This window comes from Streptomyces sp. NPDC047525 (assembly GCF_040643025.1).
Lineage (GTDB): Bacteria > Actinomycetota > Actinomycetes > Streptomycetales > Streptomycetaceae > Streptomyces > Streptomyces durmitorensis.
In genome coordinates this window covers 645,257-660,493 of sequence record NZ_JBEYTL010000004.1, presented here as the reverse complement: position 1 = coordinate 660,493, position 15,237 = coordinate 645,257, and the positions used below count along the sequence as shown (strand labels likewise).

17 protein-coding genes and 1 tRNA gene are annotated in these 15,237 nt (G+C 71.3%); 7 read left to right on the top strand and 11 right to left on the bottom strand.

From position 1 onward, the window contains the following. Positions 1 to 36: 36 nt before the first annotated feature. Together ABZ833_RS15425 and ABZ833_RS15420 are read left to right on the top strand one after the other, a co-directional pair. The gene (locus ABZ833_RS15425; RefSeq protein ID WP_361046204.1) at positions 37 to 1,188 is read left to right on the top strand and encodes a DUF475 domain-containing protein; all 1,152 of its coding nucleotides are present in this window, start codon (positions 37 to 39) and stop codon (positions 1,186 to 1,188) included. Between the two features lie 147 nt (positions 1,189 to 1,335). After that, entirely contained in the window at positions 1,336 to 2,079 is a 744-nt protein-coding gene (locus ABZ833_RS15420) for a Tellurium resistance (protein WP_361046200.1), read from the top strand. 72 nt (positions 2,080 to 2,151) lie between these two features. Here the strand turns inward: ABZ833_RS15420 and ABZ833_RS15415 are convergent, their stop codons facing one another. Further along, positions 2,152 to 3,054, bottom strand: a complete 903-nt coding sequence (locus tag ABZ833_RS15415) for a TerD family protein (RefSeq protein ID WP_361046198.1) — start codon at positions 3,052 to 3,054, stop codon at positions 2,152 to 2,154. A 181-nt stretch (positions 3,055 to 3,235) separates the two neighbouring features. On the opposite strand from ABZ833_RS15415, the gene ABZ833_RS15410 reads away from it, so the two are divergent. The 4 genes from ABZ833_RS15410 (at position 3,236) to ABZ833_RS15395 (ending at position 8,181) form a co-directional block, all read left to right on the top strand. Next, positions 3,236 to 4,402 carry an HpcH/HpaI aldolase/citrate lyase family protein gene (locus tag ABZ833_RS15410; RefSeq protein WP_361046196.1) on the top strand — a complete coding sequence of 389 codons (1,167 nt, stop codon included), beginning with the start codon at positions 3,236 to 3,238 and terminating at the stop codon, positions 4,400 to 4,402. 68 nt (positions 4,403 to 4,470) lie between these two features. After that, positions 4,471 to 7,080 carry a phosphoribosyltransferase gene (locus tag ABZ833_RS15405; protein WP_361046193.1) on the top strand — a complete coding sequence of 870 codons (2,610 nt, stop codon included), beginning with the start codon at positions 4,471 to 4,473 and terminating at the stop codon, positions 7,078 to 7,080. Positions 7,081 to 7,091: 11 nt separating this feature from the next. Next, positions 7,092 to 7,922, top strand: coding sequence for an HAD family hydrolase (locus ABZ833_RS15400; RefSeq protein WP_361046365.1), 831 nt, complete (start codon positions 7,092 to 7,094; stop codon positions 7,920 to 7,922). A gap of 34 nt (positions 7,923 to 7,956) precedes the next feature. Then, on the top strand, positions 7,957 to 8,181 hold the full coding sequence (locus tag ABZ833_RS15395; RefSeq protein WP_361046190.1) for a zinc ribbon domain-containing protein: 225 nt from the start codon (positions 7,957 to 7,959) through the stop codon (positions 8,179 to 8,181). Here ABZ833_RS15395 and ABZ833_RS15390 read toward each other — a convergent pair. The 5 genes from ABZ833_RS15390 to ABZ833_RS15370 form a co-directional block, all read right to left on the bottom strand. Continuing rightward, positions 8,178 to 9,158 (bottom strand): sugar kinase, encoded by a 981-nt coding sequence (locus ABZ833_RS15390; RefSeq protein ID WP_361046188.1) that lies wholly within the window; start codon positions 9,156 to 9,158, stop codon positions 8,178 to 8,180. The two genes, ABZ833_RS15395 and ABZ833_RS15390, sit on opposite strands and share 4 nt — an antisense overlap. After that, positions 9,155 to 9,817: a bifunctional 4-hydroxy-2-oxoglutarate aldolase/2-dehydro-3-deoxy-phosphogluconate aldolase gene (locus tag ABZ833_RS15385; RefSeq protein WP_361046185.1), complete on the bottom strand. Its 663-nt coding sequence runs from the start codon at positions 9,815 to 9,817 to the stop codon at positions 9,155 to 9,157. Before ABZ833_RS15385 ends, ABZ833_RS15390 begins: the two co-directional genes overlap by 4 nt. Before the next feature lie 37 nt (positions 9,818 to 9,854). Then, the gene (locus tag ABZ833_RS15380; RefSeq protein WP_361046183.1) at positions 9,855 to 10,451 is read right to left on the bottom strand and encodes a DUF4383 domain-containing protein; all 597 of its coding nucleotides are present in this window, start codon (positions 10,449 to 10,451) and stop codon (positions 9,855 to 9,857) included. A 97-nt stretch (positions 10,452 to 10,548) separates the two neighbouring features. Further along, positions 10,549 to 11,853: a hypothetical protein gene (locus ABZ833_RS15375; RefSeq protein WP_361046180.1), complete on the bottom strand. Its 1,305-nt coding sequence runs from the start codon at positions 11,851 to 11,853 to the stop codon at positions 10,549 to 10,551. A 423-nt stretch (positions 11,854 to 12,276) separates the two neighbouring features. Then, positions 12,277 to 12,348, bottom strand: a tRNA-Val gene (locus ABZ833_RS15370). A 246-nt stretch (positions 12,349 to 12,594) separates the two neighbouring features. Here ABZ833_RS15370 and ABZ833_RS15365 point away from each other — a divergent pair. After that, entirely contained in the window at positions 12,595 to 12,885 is a 291-nt protein-coding gene (locus tag ABZ833_RS15365; RefSeq protein WP_361046177.1) for a hypothetical protein, read from the top strand. Between the two features lie 87 nt (positions 12,886 to 12,972). On the opposite strand, the gene ABZ833_RS15360 is transcribed toward ABZ833_RS15365, so the two are convergent. The 5 genes from ABZ833_RS15360 to ABZ833_RS15340 all read right to left on the bottom strand — a co-directional run bounded on the left by ABZ833_RS15360 (position 12,973) and on the right by ABZ833_RS15340 (position 15,177). Then, positions 12,973 to 13,356 carry a peptidase inhibitor family I36 protein gene (locus tag ABZ833_RS15360; RefSeq protein WP_361046174.1) on the bottom strand — a complete coding sequence of 128 codons (384 nt, stop codon included), beginning with the start codon at positions 13,354 to 13,356 and terminating at the stop codon, positions 12,973 to 12,975. Then, positions 13,353 to 13,943 (bottom strand): hypothetical protein, encoded by a 591-nt coding sequence (locus ABZ833_RS15355; protein WP_361046172.1) that lies wholly within the window; start codon positions 13,941 to 13,943, stop codon positions 13,353 to 13,355. The genes ABZ833_RS15360 and ABZ833_RS15355 overlap by 4 nt, the downstream gene beginning before the upstream one ends. A 9-nt stretch (positions 13,944 to 13,952) precedes the next feature. Next, on the bottom strand, positions 13,953 to 14,339 hold the full coding sequence (locus ABZ833_RS15350) for a hypothetical protein (RefSeq protein WP_361046169.1): 387 nt from the start codon (positions 14,337 to 14,339) through the stop codon (positions 13,953 to 13,955). Between the two features lie 138 nt (positions 14,340 to 14,477). After that, positions 14,478 to 14,789: a hypothetical protein gene (locus tag ABZ833_RS15345; RefSeq protein WP_361046167.1), complete on the bottom strand. Its 312-nt coding sequence runs from the start codon at positions 14,787 to 14,789 to the stop codon at positions 14,478 to 14,480. 40 nt (positions 14,790 to 14,829) lie between these two features. Next, on the bottom strand, positions 14,830 to 15,177 hold the full coding sequence (locus ABZ833_RS15340; RefSeq protein WP_361046164.1) for a hypothetical protein: 348 nt from the start codon (positions 15,175 to 15,177) through the stop codon (positions 14,830 to 14,832). Positions 15,178 to 15,237 lie beyond the last annotated feature (60 nt).

Here is a 15,237-nt window from a genome sequence, read left to right as displayed (position 1 = left end):
TAAACGGGAGCCCGTACACACACGATTGGGTAGCCAGTGCTTCTGAAAACCTTCGGCTGGTCGTTCGCGGTTACCGCGCTCGGCCTGGTCGCGGCGGTGTTCTACGGGGGGTGGACAGGTTTCGGGATCGTGGCGATCCTGTCCATCCTCGAGATCTCGCTGTCCTTCGACAACGCGGTGGTCAACGCCGGGATCCTGAAGAAGATGAGTGCCTTCTGGCAGAAAATCTTCCTCACCATCGGTGTGCTGATCGCCGTCTTCGGCATGCGGCTCGTGTTCCCCGTCGCGATCGTGGCCATCAGCGCCAAGATCGGCCCCATCGAGGCCGTGCGGCTCGCGCTCAACGACAAGGACAAGTACCAGCAGCTGGTGACCGACGCTCACCCGTCGATCGCCGCGTTCGGTGGCATGTTCCTGTTGATGATCTTCCTCGACTTCATTTTCGAGGACCGTGACATCAAGTGGCTCGGCTGGCTGGAGCGCCCGCTCGCCAAGCTCGGCAAGATCGACATGCTGTCGGCCTGTGTCGCCCTCATCGTGCTCATGATCTCCGCGATGACCGTCGCCACCCACGCCCACCAGCACGGCGGCGCACACGTCGACAAGGCGGAGACGGTGCTGCTCTCCGGTGTCGCCGGACTCATCACCTACATGGTCGTGGGCGGCCTCTCCGGCTTCTTCGAGAACAAACTCGAGGAAGAGGAAGAACGCGAGCACGAGCAGGAGGAAGAGGCCAGGAAGAGCGGCAAGAAGGTTCCTGCCGTCGTCATGGCCGGCAAGGCCGCGTTCTTCATGTTCCTCTACCTCGAGGTCCTGGACGCGTCGTTCTCCTTCGACGGCGTCATCGGCGCCTTCGCCATCACCAACGACATCGTCCTCATGGCGCTCGGCCTGGGCATCGGCGCGATGTACGTCAGGTCGCTCACCGTGTACCTGGTCCGCCAGGGCACCCTGGACGACTACGTCTACCTGGAGCACGGCGCGCACTACGCGATCGGCGCCCTCGCCGTGATCCTGCTCGTCACGATCCAGTACGAGATCCACGAGGTCATCACCGGCCTCGTCGGCGTCATCCTGATCGCCTGGTCCTTCTGGTCGTCCGTGCGCCGCAACAAGGCGCTGGCGCGGGCCGAAGGAAACGACTCGGGCTCATCGGGTGAGAAGACCGAGGTCTCTTCCGGCGTGTGACTTCGGGTCTGACGCGTTCCCGGCGTGTGACCCGGGGCCGAGTGAGGAACGCTTCTGAACGGGGCGGCCAGCGAGGACGAGTCCTCCTGGCCGCCCCGTGGCATTCGTAACGGGCCCATGGGGCTCCGGCATTTATTGGGGGCGGCGATGTCCTTCTGGGACGGTCTTTGGCGTGGGCGCTCGATGGACTACGAGTCGGGCAGCGCCGCGACCAACTCCATCGAACTCACCAAGCGGCACCCGACGGTCTCGCTCAACAAACAGGGCGCGGCCACCGGCAACCTCCGGGTCAACCTCTCCTGGCAGATGCGTACGTCCGACATCATCGGCAAGCCCAAGGGCGGCGGCCTGCTGCGGCACCCGTTCAAGATGTTCCAGCCGGACGTGGTGCAGGCGCACACCCAGGGCGTGGTCAACGTGGACCTCGACCTCGGCTGTCTGTACGAGACGGTGGACGGCGCCAAGGGCGTCGTGCAGCCGCTGGGCAGCTTCTTCGGAGACCTGAACGCACCGCCGTTCGTGAAGCTCAGCGGAGACGACCGGTTCGGTTCGCCGTCCGGCGAGACGATCTATGTGAATCTCGACCACCGCGAGTCGATCAAGCGGCTGCTGTTCTTCGCGTACATCTACGACCAGACGCCGGCCTTCGACCGCACGCACGCCAAGGTGACGCTCTACCCCAGCAACGGCCCGCGGATCGAGATCGACCTGGACGAGCGCCAGCCGCAGGCCCGCTCCTGCGCGATATTCACGCTGGAGAACGTCAAGGACGAGCTGATCGTGCGCCGCGAGGTGAAGTTCGTGTACGGCTTCCAGGCCGAACTCGACCGGCTGTACGGCTGGGGGCTGCAGTGGGGCCGCGGCTACAAGTCGAAGGTCGGCGGCACCTGAGCGGGCCGCGCGGTGTCCTCACTCCAGACTCCACGCGGCCCCGGCCCCGGGACCGTCCTGGTCCCCGCGCCCTCAGCGTGCGAGGAACTGCGGCCCCTGGGGCGGCAGCCGGAAGTTCGGGTCGGGCATCGCGGCCACGGGCTGCGGATAGCCGTAACTGGGCTGCGGGACCGGCGCCGCGTGGGCGGGCGCGTGCTGCGGATAGCCGTAGGAAGGCTGCGGGGCGGGCTGGTGGCGCGGGGGCTCGGGAGGGTAGCCGTACGAAGGCTGCGGGGCCGGTGCGGGGAAGGGCTGCGGAGCCGGAGCCTGCGTGGCCGGGGTCTGCGGGACCTGAGCCTGCGTGACCGGTTCGGGCAGCGGCCGGCGCTGGGGATACGGCTGCGGGAGCGAGGCCTCGGTCGTCGGCTCGGGCACCGCCTCCGACTCGTCCACGGAGATGCCGAAGTCGCCGGCCAGACCCTCCAGGCCGTTCAGATATCCCTCACCCAGGGCGCGGAACTTCCAGACGTCACCGCGTCGGTAGAGCTCGCCGCAGATCAGAGAGGTCTCGGCGCCCGTCTGCGGGGTGATGTCGAAGTACGCAAGCGGTTCGGCCTCGCCCGCGCCGGCGTCGTACAGCAGGATGCGCAGCGCGCGTACGTTCTCGAAGGCGATGTTGTCGGCGGAGGCGACGAGCAGGACGCGGCTCACGGCGGGATCAAGGCCCGTGAGGTCCGTCTGGATCGTGTCGGTCAGGCCCTCGGAGAGCCCCTGGGAGACGCGCTTCTTGCCGAGCCGCCAGACCTTGCCCGAGGGGTGGCGCGGCTGGTTGTAGAAGACGAAGTCCTCGTCGGACCGCACGCGGCCGTCGGCGCCGAGGAGCAGAGCCGACGCGTCGACGTCCGGGACGCCCTGCCCGGGGGTCCAGCGCAGCACTGCGCGGACGGCCGTGGCTTCGAGCGGGACGTTCGACCCCTTCAACATCGCGTGCGTCATGCGGTCATCCTGCCTTCCCGGTCCTGGACGGGACAACGCGGGGGTGACGGTGTGTGGCCTGTGTGTCTGACATGGCCGGGTTACCTGAATTTCATGCCCATGGGGAACCCTTGACACCCGTCCCTACGTACTATTACCGGCCACATCACGTCGGATCGCGCCGACGAGTACAGGGGAAATCATGCGTCATTTCGGGCATATAGCCCCAGAGGTGCGACAGCGTCTCTTCCATCGGGAGCCGTGCACCTTCACCGCGGACTCCTCCCCGCGCCTGCTCGCCGCCGCCCTGGGGGCCACGCTCTACAGCCCCGCCACGCGCCCCCGCCTCGCCGACGACATCCTGAAACAGGCCGGGCGTGGCGTGATCTCGATGGTGCTCTGCCTCGAGGACTCGATCGACGACGCGGAGGTCATCGGCGCCGAGGAGAACCTGGTCAGACAGTTCGCCGACCTGGCGGAGCGGGACGGCGCACAGCCGCCGCTCCTGTTCATCCGGGTCCGGGCCCCCGAGCAGATACCCGACCTGGCCGACCGCCTCGGACCCAGCATCCGGCTGTTGTCCGGATTCGTACTGCCCAAGTTCACCGAGGAGCGTGGCGTCGCCTTCCTGGAGTCGCTCGCCGTGGCGGAGGCCGCGAGCGGCCGGCGGCTCTTCGCGATGCCCGTCCTCGAATCGCCCGAGCTGCTGCACCTGGAGAGCCGCGCCGAGACCCTCGCCGGGATCGCCCGCACCGTCGACAAGTACCGCGAGCGGGTGCTCGCGCTGCGGCTCGGTGTCACCGACTTCTGCTCGGCGTACGGACTGCGCAGGCCGCCGCACATGACCGCCTACGACGTCCACATCGTGGCCTCGGTCATCGCCGACGTGGTCAATCACCTCGGCAGGGCCGACGGCACGGGCTTCACCGTGACCGGGCCCGTGTGGGAGTACTTCCGAGTCCAGGAGAGGATGTTCAAGCCGCAGCTGCGCCGGAGCCCCTTCCTGGAGGGCAGGGCGGAGGAGCTGCGGCAGGCGCTCATCGAGCACGACATCGACGGACTGCTCCGCGAGATCGAGCTGGACCGGGCCAACGGCCTGCTCGGCAAGACCTGCATCCACCCCTCGCACGTCCTGCCCGTGCACGCGCTCTCGGTCGTCAGCCACGAGGAGTTCAGCGACGCCGAGGACATCCTGCGTCCGGAGCGGGGCGGCGGCGGGGTCATGCGCTCGGCGTACACGAACAAGATGAACGAGGTGAAGCCGCACCGCGCGTGGGCCGAGCGGACCCTCCAGCGCGCCGAGGTCTTCGGCGTCGCGCGCGAGGACATCGGCTTCGTCGAGCTGCTGACCGCCGGGCTCTCCGGCTGACCACCGCCTCACCGGGCTCTCCGGCCGACGGCGAAGAACGCAAGGAACCTAAGGACTGTGCGAGGACTGTGAACGACGACGTGGTGTGGTCAGGGACGTGGGTCGCCGAGCGGCTCGGCGTGGAGTTGGCCGGGGACGCGGGGCTGAGCGACCTGCTCGGCCTTGCCCTGCGCCGCAACCCGAAGCGGGCGCACCTCCTGGTGTCGAACGTCCTCGGCAAGCATGTGCCGCAGCGCCCCTCCGTCGTGTACGCGGCCGGGCACGACCTCGGTGTGCGGGCGCGCGCGCTCCTGGGCGACGCCGAGGCCCGGCGCGCGGTCGTCCTCGGCTACGCGGAGACGGCGACCGGCCTCGGCCACTGCGTCGCGGACGGCATCGGCCTCGCGCCCTACCTCCACTCCACGCGCCGCCCGGTCGACTCGGTGCGCAGCGCGGGCGGCTTCGAGGAGTCCCACTCGCACGCGACCTCGCATCTGCTGCTCCCGGAGGACCCCCGGCTCCTCACCAGGGACGGCCCGCTGGTCCTCGTCGACGACGAGTTCTCCACCGGGAACACGGTCCTCAACACCATCCGCGCCCTGCACGAGCTGTTCCCGCGCGAGCGGTACGTCATCGTGGCGCTCGTCGACATGCGCTCCCCGCAGGACCAGGGCCGCCTGGCCGACTTCGCGCGGGAGATCGGCGCACGGGTCGACCTGATCACGATGGCCTCCGGCACGGTGAGCCTGCCGGACGGGGTCCTGGAGAAGGGGCAGGCGCTGGTCGAGGAGTACGAGGCCTCGGCGCTCCCCGCCCCGCGCCGGGAGGGCGGCTCGGTCACCCGGGTCGACATCGGCTGGCCCGCCGGAGTGCCCGACGGCGGACGCCACGGCTTCGCCCCCGAGCACCGGGAGGCACTTGAGGCGGCGCTGCCCGGGATGGCGGACCGGATCGCGGAGGCGCTGGCCCCGGGCCGCGGCGCCCCTGCCCCCACCTCTGCCCCTGCCCTCACCCCCACCTCTGCCCCCTCCCGCGTCCTCGTGCTCGGCTTCGAAGAGCTGATGTACGCGCCGCTGGCCCTCGGCGTGGCCCTGGAGAAGCGCCTGTCCGCCGACGCCGACGCCGACGCCGATGCCGATGCCGATGCCGATGCCGATGCCGACGCCGCCGGTACCGCGGACGTGCGCTACTCCACCACCACCCGCTCGCCCGTCCTCGCCGTCGACGACCCCGGCTACGCCATCCGCAGCCGCCTCGTCTTCCCCGCGCACGACGCCCCCGCCGACGGACCCGGCGAGCGGTACGCGTACAACGTCGCGGGCGGCGGCTTCGACGCGATCGTCGCCGTGGTCGACTCCGTGGCCGACCGCCCCGAACTCCACGCCCCCGAAGGGATGTTGGCGCAGCTCGCCGCGCACGCCCCGCAGGTGCTGCTCGCCGTCGTGCCCTCGTACGTCCCCGAGCAAGCCCCTCAGCTCGTCCCTCAGCACGACCCCGAAAGGCCCTCCATGCTGCCCGAGCCCCTCCGCGGCCCCGCCTTCTCCTCGTACGCGGCCGAAGACGTCGGCTGGTTGCTCCAGGATCTCTCGGACGTCCGGCTGGAGGCGCCGACCGAGGAGCGCGAGGAGGCGATACAGAGCGGTGGCGCGCACTACGCCGAGTCGCTGCCGGTCGAGTACCAGCCGAGCCCGCAGTACCAAGAGCTGTTCCGCGCGGCCCTCGGCACCTCCGCCGCGCGGATCGCGCAGGCCGTCGGCACCGTCACCGAGACGGTGCTCGCCGAGCTCCCCCACAGCCGAAAGCGCGGGGGGACCCCCACCCCGCGCCCCGTCCTGGTCTCGCTGGCCCGCGCGGGCACACCCGTCGGCGTGCTGATGCGGCGCTGGGCACAGCATCGGCACGGCCTCGACCTGCCGCACTACGCCGTGTCGATCGTGCGCGGCCGCGGCATCGACGCCAACGCGCTGCGCTGGCTCGCCGCCCACCACGACACGGCCGACGTCGTCTTCGTCGACGGCTGGACGGGCAAGGGAGCGATCACGCGTGAACTCGCCGACGCCGTGCGGGAGTTCGAGGAGGCCGGTGGCCCCGCGGGCTTCAATCCGGAGATCGCCGTGCTCGCCGACCCCGGCTCGTGCGTACGCACCTACGGCACCCGCGAGGACTTCCTCATCCCCTCGGCCTGCCTCAACTCGACGGTGTCCGGGCTGATTTCGCGCACCGTGCTGCGCGCTGACCTGGTCGGACCCGACGACTTCCACGGCGCGAAGTTCTACCGCGAACTCGCCGACGGCGACGTCTCCCTCGACTTCCTCGATGCCATCGCGGCCCGCTTCGACGAGGTGGCCGACGCCGTCGACGCCCAGGCCAAGGAGCTGCTCGCGGCGGACCGGGCCCCGACCTGGGAGGGCTGGGCGGCCGTCGAGCGGATCAGCGAGGAGTACGGGATCCACGACGTGAACCTGGTCAAGCCGGGCGTCGGCGAGACGACGCGCGTGCTGCTGCGGCGCGTCCCCTGGAAGATCCTGGCGCGGGCGGGAGCGGGGGCCGACCTCGATCACGTACGGCTCCTCGCGGAGCAGCGCGGCGTGCCGGTCGAGGAAGTGGACGAACTCCCTTACACCTGCGTCGGGCTGATCCACCCTCAGTTCACCCGCGGAGCCACCGGCACGGACGGCAAGGCGGTGGCCGCCAAGTGAGCACCTCCCGGATGCCGCTGGTCGCCAGCGACCTCGACCGCACCCTCATCTACTCCGCCGCCGCCCTCGGCCTGACCATGCCCGACGCCGACGCGCCGCGCCTGCTCTGCGTCGAGGTGTACGAGAGCAAGCCGCTGTCGTACGTCACCGAGACCGCCGCCGGACTGCTCGACGAGGTGGGGCGCGCCACGGTCTTCGTGCCGACGACCACGCGTACGCGCGAACAGTACGGCCGCATCCATCTGCCGGGCCCCGCACCGAAGTTCGCGATCTGCGCCAACGGCGGGCACCTGCTGGTGGACGGGGTGTCCGACCCCGAGTGGCGTGCGGGCGTCGGCCGCCGCCTCGCCGCCGAGTGCGCCTCGCTCGGCGAGGTCCGCGCGCACATGGTGCGCACCGCCGACCCGGCCTGGCTCCTCAAGGAGCGGGTGGCCGAGGACCTCTTCGCCTATCTGGTCGTCGAGCGCTCCCTGCTCCCGGAAGGGTGGGTCAAGGAGCTCGCCGAGTGGGCGGAGGGCCGCGGCTGGACCGTCTCGCTGCAGGGCCGCAAGATCTACGCCGTGCCGAAGCCGCTGACCAAGAGCGCGGCGGTGCGCGAGGTGGCACGCCGTATCGACGCGGACGAGATCCTCGCCGCAGGAGACTCGCTCCTCGACGCCGATCTGCTGCTCGCCGCCGACCGCTCGTGGCGGCCGGGGCACGGTGAACTGGCCGACACCGGCTGGACGGCGCCGGGGCTCACGGTCCTTCCGGAGCGGGGCGTCGCGGCGGGGGAGGAGATCCTGCGGGGGTTCCTTGGCCATGGCCGGGGGTCCCTTCGCCATGGTTCCGCCAACGGCTGACCTCCGGGCGGTCCGCTGCCGTTAGCCTTGGCCCATGCCCCGATACGAGTACCGCTGCCGTTCCTGTGGCGACACCTTTGAGCTGAGCCGCCCGATGGCCGAGTCCGCCGCCCCCGCGGCCTGCCCCGCCGGGCACGAGGACACGGTGAAGCTGCTGTCGACGGTCGCCGTCGGCGGCTCGGCCTCGGCGTCCGCCCCCGCCCCCGCCCCGGGTGGCGGCGGAGGCGGCGGCTGCTGTGGCGGCGGCTGCTGCGGCTAGCGGACCACGGTCCCGGGCCCCGCTCCCAGCAGTCCGAGCTCGGCCCGCGTGGGCGCCCCTTCCCAGTCCCCGTGCGACGCCACGGCGAAGGCCCCCGTGGTCACGGCCCGGTCGAGGCGCCCCGCCACGTCGTCCCCGTCGAGCAGCGCCGACAGATACCCGGCGACGAACGCGTCCCCCGCGCCCACGGCGTCCACCGCCCGCACCGGGCGCGCGGGGGCGTACAGCTCGCCGTCGCCGGTGTATGCGGTGGCCCCGTCGGCACCGAGCTTGACCACGACCTCGCGGACGCCCTGCGTGCGGAGTTCCTCGGCCAGGGCGGAGGCCTCACCGGCGGCTGTCGTCTCCGGTACGCACAGCGGCAGTTCGTCGTCCGACGCGATGAGGACGTCGACGTACGGAATCCAGGAGCGCATCACCGCGGCCGCCTCCTCATCGCTCCACAGCCGTGAGCGGAAGTTGACGTCGAGGCAGACCGTCGTGCCGTGCTCCCGGGCCAGTTCGAGGGCGCGGCGGCACGTGTCGAGGGCGGACGGGCCGAGGGCCGGGGTGATGCCGGTGAGGTGCAGGACGCGGGGCGCGCCGCCGGGAGCGGTGAAGGCGCGCTCGACCGAGGCCGCCGTGAGGCGTGAACCGGCGGAACCCGCACGGTAGTAGTGCACGCGGGTCACCTCGGGCAGCCGGGGCTCGAAGAGGATCAGACCCGTGGGCGCGTCCGGATCGCGGGTCGCGCCGCTGACGTCGACCCCCTCGGCGCGCAGCGTGCGGAGCACCAGCTCGCCCGCCTCGTCGTCGCCCACGGCACCCGCCCACCGCGTCGCGTGGCCGAGCCGCGCGAGGCCGATGGCCACGTTCGACTCGGCGCCCGCGATGGACACGTCCATCGAACCGCCCAGCTTGAGCGGTCCGCTGCCGCGCAGGGCGACCATGGTCTCGCCCAGGGTCAGGACATCGGTGGCGCCGCTGACGCCGCTCATCGACCGGCCCCCGCGACCGCCACGAACTCCGCCGCGCGCTTGCGCAGCGCGTCCAGGTCGCCGCCGTCCGCCGCGTCCCCGATGAGCGGGGAGCCGACGCCCACGGCGACCGCGCCGAGCGCCAGATACTCCTCGGCGGCGGCCGCGTCCACGCCGCCCACCGGCACGAAGGGCAGGTCGGGGAAGGGGGCCCGCAGCGCCTTGAGGTACGCGGGGCCGCCCATCGCGGAGGCGGGGAAGATCTTCAGCGCTGTCGCGCCGGCCGCGCTCGCCGCGATCACGTCGGTGGGGGTCAACACCCCGGCAGCGACGGGCAATTCACGCCGCAGGGCCTCGTCGACACCGGCGCCGAGGCCCGGCGTCACGATGAGATTGGCACCGGCGTCCGCGGCTCGCCGCGCGTCGTCCGTGGTGAGGACCGTGCCCGCGCCGAGCCAGGCCGCCTCGCCCAGCTCGGTGCGCGCCCGGCGCAGGACGCCCAGTGCGTCGGCGCCGCTGAGGGAGACCTCGACGAGCGGGACACCGGACTCGACGAGCGTCATGACGGTCCGGAAGGACGCCTCCGCGTCCGTGCCGCGCACGATGGCGACCAGGCGCCGGGCCCGCAGGGCCGTACTGAAGGCAGTGGTGAGGGCTGTGGCTGTGGTGGGGTCGGACATGCCCCCAAGGCTCGCACAGGGCGTTCAGCGTGCCCGCTCAGGGTTGTGCCTGCTCAGGGTCGTGCGCCCGCTCCGGCGGGTGAGCCCCGCGGCCCCGCCCGTGCCCGGCGTGCCGCACCTGCTCGTGCTCGGGGTGGCGCGCCCGCCAGTAGGGATTGTCGTGCGGCAGGGCCGAGCCGACCCTCCCGTACATCCCGAAGATCATCAGCAGGACGCCCACCACAAAGCTGAACAGGACGTTCGGGATGCGGAAGGCGAGGAAGTTGAGGCCGGTGTCCAGGAGGGCGAGGTTCACGAAGCCGCTGAGGATGAAGGCGCAGCCCAGGACCATGTTGAGCGTCGAGGCGAAGTTGCCGCCGACCACCATGCCGACGAACAGGAGCAGTCCCACGCAGATCGACAGGACGCTGAGCGCGCCGTTCGTGTTCAGACCGGCGACCTTGTCGCCCCCGGTGTCGAAGAAGCCGACCTTGTCGATCAGGCCGAGAATGCCGAACGCGAGCAGGACGAGCCCCATGAGACCCGCGCCGACGCGGTAGACCGTGCTGAGGCGGTGGTCGACGGGCAGGTGCTCGTTCAGCGTGACGCGCCGCCGGGGCCGCTTCGCCCCTGGGTGAAGTACATGCGTGGCCATGTCCGCCTCCCTTGGTACGCGCGGAGGCCGCTTCTGTACGTAACTCCAGGATCCGCCCGCAGGCCGCGGACCGCACTCCAGGGCCGGACCGAGGCCCTCAGGCGCCCTGCCCCCGCTCCTCCCGGATCTGGGTGACCACGCGCCCCACCGCCTGCCGCACGGCCTCGGTCTCGGTCAGGAAGTGCCAGTAGTCCGGGTGGCGCCCTTCCAGGGAGGACACCGCGCGGTCCAGGCGGGCCACGGACTCGTCCAGCGGGCGGGCGTGGCGCTGCTCCGGGGTCTGGCGCCCCGCCATGGCGAGGCGCTGCGCGTCGCGGATCGCGAAGCGGGTGCGCTCGATCTCGTGCTGGGGGTCCTTCGCCACGGCGTTGAGCCGCTGCAGCCGGTCGCCTGCGGCCGAGACCGCCTCGTCCGTCGAGTTCAGCAGGGCGCGGACCGTCGAGAGCAGGGATGTGGCGTCCGGCCAGCGCTGCTCCTCGCGCGCCTGCTTGGCCTCCTTGAGCTTGGTCTCCGCCTGTCGTACGTTCTCCGCGGCCTGGTCGGGGACGCGCTGGAGGTCCTGCCAGCAGGCGGCCGTGAAGCGCCGCCGCAGCTCGCTGAGGACGGGGTCGACCTGGCCGCTGCGGGTGGTCAGGGCCTGGGCGCGGGTACGCAGCGACACCAGACGGCGGTCTATCTCGGCGGCCCGCTCGGGCAGCCGCTCGGCCTCGGCGCGGACGGCTTCGGCGTCGCGCAAAACGCGGTCGGCGCGCTGGAGCGTCTCCGGCACGCCGTGCTGTCCTGCCCCTTGATTGAGCTTGGTCAGCTCGGGCCCGAGGGCGGCGAGGCGGGCTGCCAGATCATCGGCCTTGAGCCCGGCGCCCCGCACCGCGTCGAGGGCGTTGCTGGCGGCGAGGAGGGTCTGCCGGGCGCGCTCGACGGCCGGGGCGAGGCGGGCGAGCTGCGTCTCCGCCTTGTCGAGCAGCGGCCCGAGCCCCTGCTGGAACCGGTCCAGGTCCTGCTTGGCCTTGTCCAGCTCGCCCTTGGCCTCGGTGAGTTCCGTGCGCGCGCGGGCGGCGACGGACGCCTCCAGGTCGTCACGGTCGAGATCGTGCGCGTCGACGGCGCTGATGTACTGATGGCTTGCCTCGTCGATCCGTCGCCCGATGGCCTCGAAGTCCGAGACCGCCCGCTGCGCGGCGGGCGTGGAGTCGACGGCGACGATGGTCTCGATGGAGATCCGCAGATCCCGCTGGGCGGTGTCCAACTCGTAGAAGGCGGCCGCCGCCGCGTCCTTCGCGGCCTGGGCGTCGGCCCGCACGCTCTCCCCGCGCCCGCCGAACCACCGCCGGGTGCCGCCGCCGGCGAAGGCGGCGGGGAGGGTGAGGGCGAGCAGGGGGAGGGGCAGGAGGGCGAGCGCCACGGCATCACGGAGGGCGGACCGGCGAGGCTGTCGGCTGTCTCGGCGGCCGGGACGGTTGTCCGGGCGGCTGTCCGGGCGATTGTCCGGGCGGGGAAGCGGCCGCACGCTCCCGCAGCGACGTACATCCTCATCCGGCATGACGTGCCTGCTCGACGTGTCCGGTGTGTACGGCTGCGAAGGTGTCGCCGTCACTATCCCTCTCCCGTGCTGTCATCCGCCTTGCCCGGTGTCACATTCTCCCACCGGTTAATGACGAACACACGGGCCGGTTAGTTCGCGCTGCGCACCGTGACTTTGCCGTCTTCGCTGCGGGCGGACACGAGGTGCGGACTACCACTGTCGCGGGGAGCGGAAACATCCACGGCTCCGTCGGCCGCACGCCGAAGACCCCCGGCCGTGATCGGCCGGGGGTCTTCGTCCGGGTGGGCGCGGACGGTTTCGAACCGCCGACATCTGCCTTGTAAGGGCAGCGCTCTACCACTGAGCTACGCGCCCGGGATGTTTCGACAGCCTACCTTGCCTGTGGCCCCGCCCGGCAAACCCATATGAGGCAGGCCCCAGGGCAGGGTGCAGGGTCCGGTGTGGGGATCTTCCGTGATCGATCGGGTGGTCGGGCAGAACCTCGGGGATCGCGGGGGAGTTGGGGAATCCGGTGAGGGCCGTGTGGGTGTCCGGTCTGTGGATGCTCCGGGCGCACGACCGTCGTGCTGCCGTCGGGCCCTGCCGGAAGGGATTCTTCTCGTGAAGATCGTCAAGGCTGCTGCTGGTGTCGTCGGCGTCGGGCTCGCGCTGGGGGCCGTGTCCCCCGCGTTCGCCGCGCCGCAGCCGCCCGCCGGTGGGGAGATGCAGATGCTCGACTCCGCCGCGAAGGCGACGCAGGACCTGAAGAACCCCCTCAGTGATGTCGACGTCGACGCGGCCCACGGCGAGCTGAAGGCGGACCCCGCCTCCGCCACGGCCAAGGTCGACGACGCGGTGCAGGGGCCGGCCTCGATGATCGGCGGGCTTCCCGCGGGGATGCCGATCGGCTGATTCAGCTGATTCGGCGGGGCTGAGTTCAGAGGAGGCGGTGCACCCCGTGGCCCGAGGGCAGGGGTGCACCGCAGGGGGTGGCGGCAGTCAGCACTCCATCTTCCATGTGTGGGAGTCACCGCTGTCGTTGGCCCAGCCGCTCGGGCTTGCGATCTCCTGGCCCGGGGCCAGGCAGACCGTGCCGAAGCCGGCGAGGCCCGGGTTCTCGTAGACCTGGACGTGGTCCTTGATGCCGGGGCCCGAGATGCCGTGGTTGGCCCAGGAGGAGTCCTGGTCCTGGATGGGGTCCTCCCAGTCGTGGTCGTCGCCCGACCAGTTGGTGCGCTGGCCGCCGAAGTCCGCGTCCGTCCAGGCGCAGAACTGGCCGCTCGGGCACGAGGCCGCCTGGGCCGCGGCCGACGTGGTCACCGCGGTGCCGATCGCCAGGAGCGTGGCGGCGAGCAGGGCCGTGGACCTGTGCTTGATGGTCATGGTGCGTGCTTCTCTTTCTGTTGGTGGGCGCCGAGTTGGGTCTTTTGGTGGGTGCTGAGTTGCGCCTTGGCCTGACGCAGGGCCCGTGCGCGCAGGGTTCGCCAGTCGGCGAGTTCCTCGCGGTGCTCGGCGCGGACCGACGCCAGGGTGCGGTGGCGGTAGGTCGCCTCCGGCTTGAGGTTGTTGGCGATCGTCGAGACCCGGAACCAGCGCCGTTGGTCGCCGTAGAGCGTGCGCTGGGCCGCGGCGAGGCAGCCGTCCGTGTGGGCGCGCACGGTGTAGCCGGTGGGGAGTTCGAGGGAGAGTTCCGTGCGGCCGGTGCCGAACAGGGCCGCTGCCGTGCGTTCTTGGCTCGTGCGGACCGAGGCTTCGCCCGCGCCGGGTCTGGCCTCGGCGCCGTTGTGCGGGCGTGGTGGTGTCAGGCCCTGCCTCTTCAAGCAGCGGTCCGTCAGCTGTTGTTGGGCCGACCTGATGATGTCGTCCGGCGGGAGTTCGCGGGGCGTGGGCGCCTGGCCGCACGCGCTCAGGAGGAGGCCGGAGGCCAGGAGCAGTGCGGCCGGGAGCCGGCGGTGGGTGCGGTGGCTCATGTGCCTACGTCAGCCTGGCTCGCAGCCCATGGTGGTGTCGCTGACGCCGTCCAGCTTTCTGGCCCAGGCCGTCCAGTTCTCGTCGTAGTCGTCCTTGCGGATCTCCCGGTAGACGCAGCCGCTTCCGGGGCCGTAACTGATGGCGTACACAGTGCCGTTGACGCGTGACTCGAAGGAGTAGGCGTGGCGCTGCGTGCCGTTCTCGGCCTCCGCGTAGCCGGGCGGGCCGTAGCACCAGGCGTGGCCCATCATTCCTGGCTCGGACCAGAAGCAGACCTGGCCGGGTGCCGTCGCGGCGCGCGGCTCAGTGGTGTGGGGCTCGGCGGTGGCCGAGGGGGCGGCCGCGGTCAGGAGGGCCGCGAAAGCGGCGGTGACTGCGGCGGTTCTGAAGCGCATGCGCGTGGGCTCCCGGGGGTGGTCGATGCGTTGTGCATGACCTCAATCCCCAGCGTTTGCGCAGGTAAGCGCCGTGTCACCCGGAATGATGACTAGTCCTACCGGAGGGGCACGGCCGCCCGACGGCGGCCGCACCGCTCAGCGGCCCGAACCCGGGTGTGTGCGCTTGTACCTGCGGTCCCAGCGCTCCTGACGTTCCTTGCGGATGCGGTAGTCGCGGTAGGTCTTGGGGAAGCCGCCTCCGCCGCCCCCACCGCCGCCTCCGGCACCCGAGCCTGCGCCCGCGCCACTTCCGCCCGCGCTGCTTCCGCTGCTGCTCTTTCCCGAGCCCCCGCGGTCGTACTGCTGGACCATGAAGAAGACGAGCGCCGCTGCGGCCAGCCACAGAAGTGGCTGGCTGAAACCCAGGCCCACCAGTGCAAGGAGCAGGACGACCAACAGAACATTCATGGCAGCACCTCCTTGGCGTAGCTGGAGTCAACGCCCGCTGTCACCCGGTGTCAATGGATTTCTCGTGGATGTGTTTGAGCCGTGCGCGGGCCGCCACGGCGTCCGGGCCCGTCACCTGATCCCAGAAGCGATGGCAGGTGACGAACACCGCCAACTCCCTTTCCCTCGCGCGGAGTTTCTCCACCTCCGCTTGTTCGTCCGGGGTCCAGCCCGGGGAGGCGGGTCGCTCCACCTTGCGCCAGCCGTGGTCGTCGCTGAAGCCGTCGAGAGGCGTGACCGACCAGGGGAGCCGCTTCAGGAGGGCCAGGAGTTCGGCCCGGACCTGGTGCAGTTCCTCCTGACCCGCGAGGAGGTCGTCAGGGAAGTCGTATGCAGGGGTTGCAGGCACCCGCTAATGGTACTCCTGTTCGAATTTCGAGGGCGAGGGCCGCCACGCGTGATGTGGGGT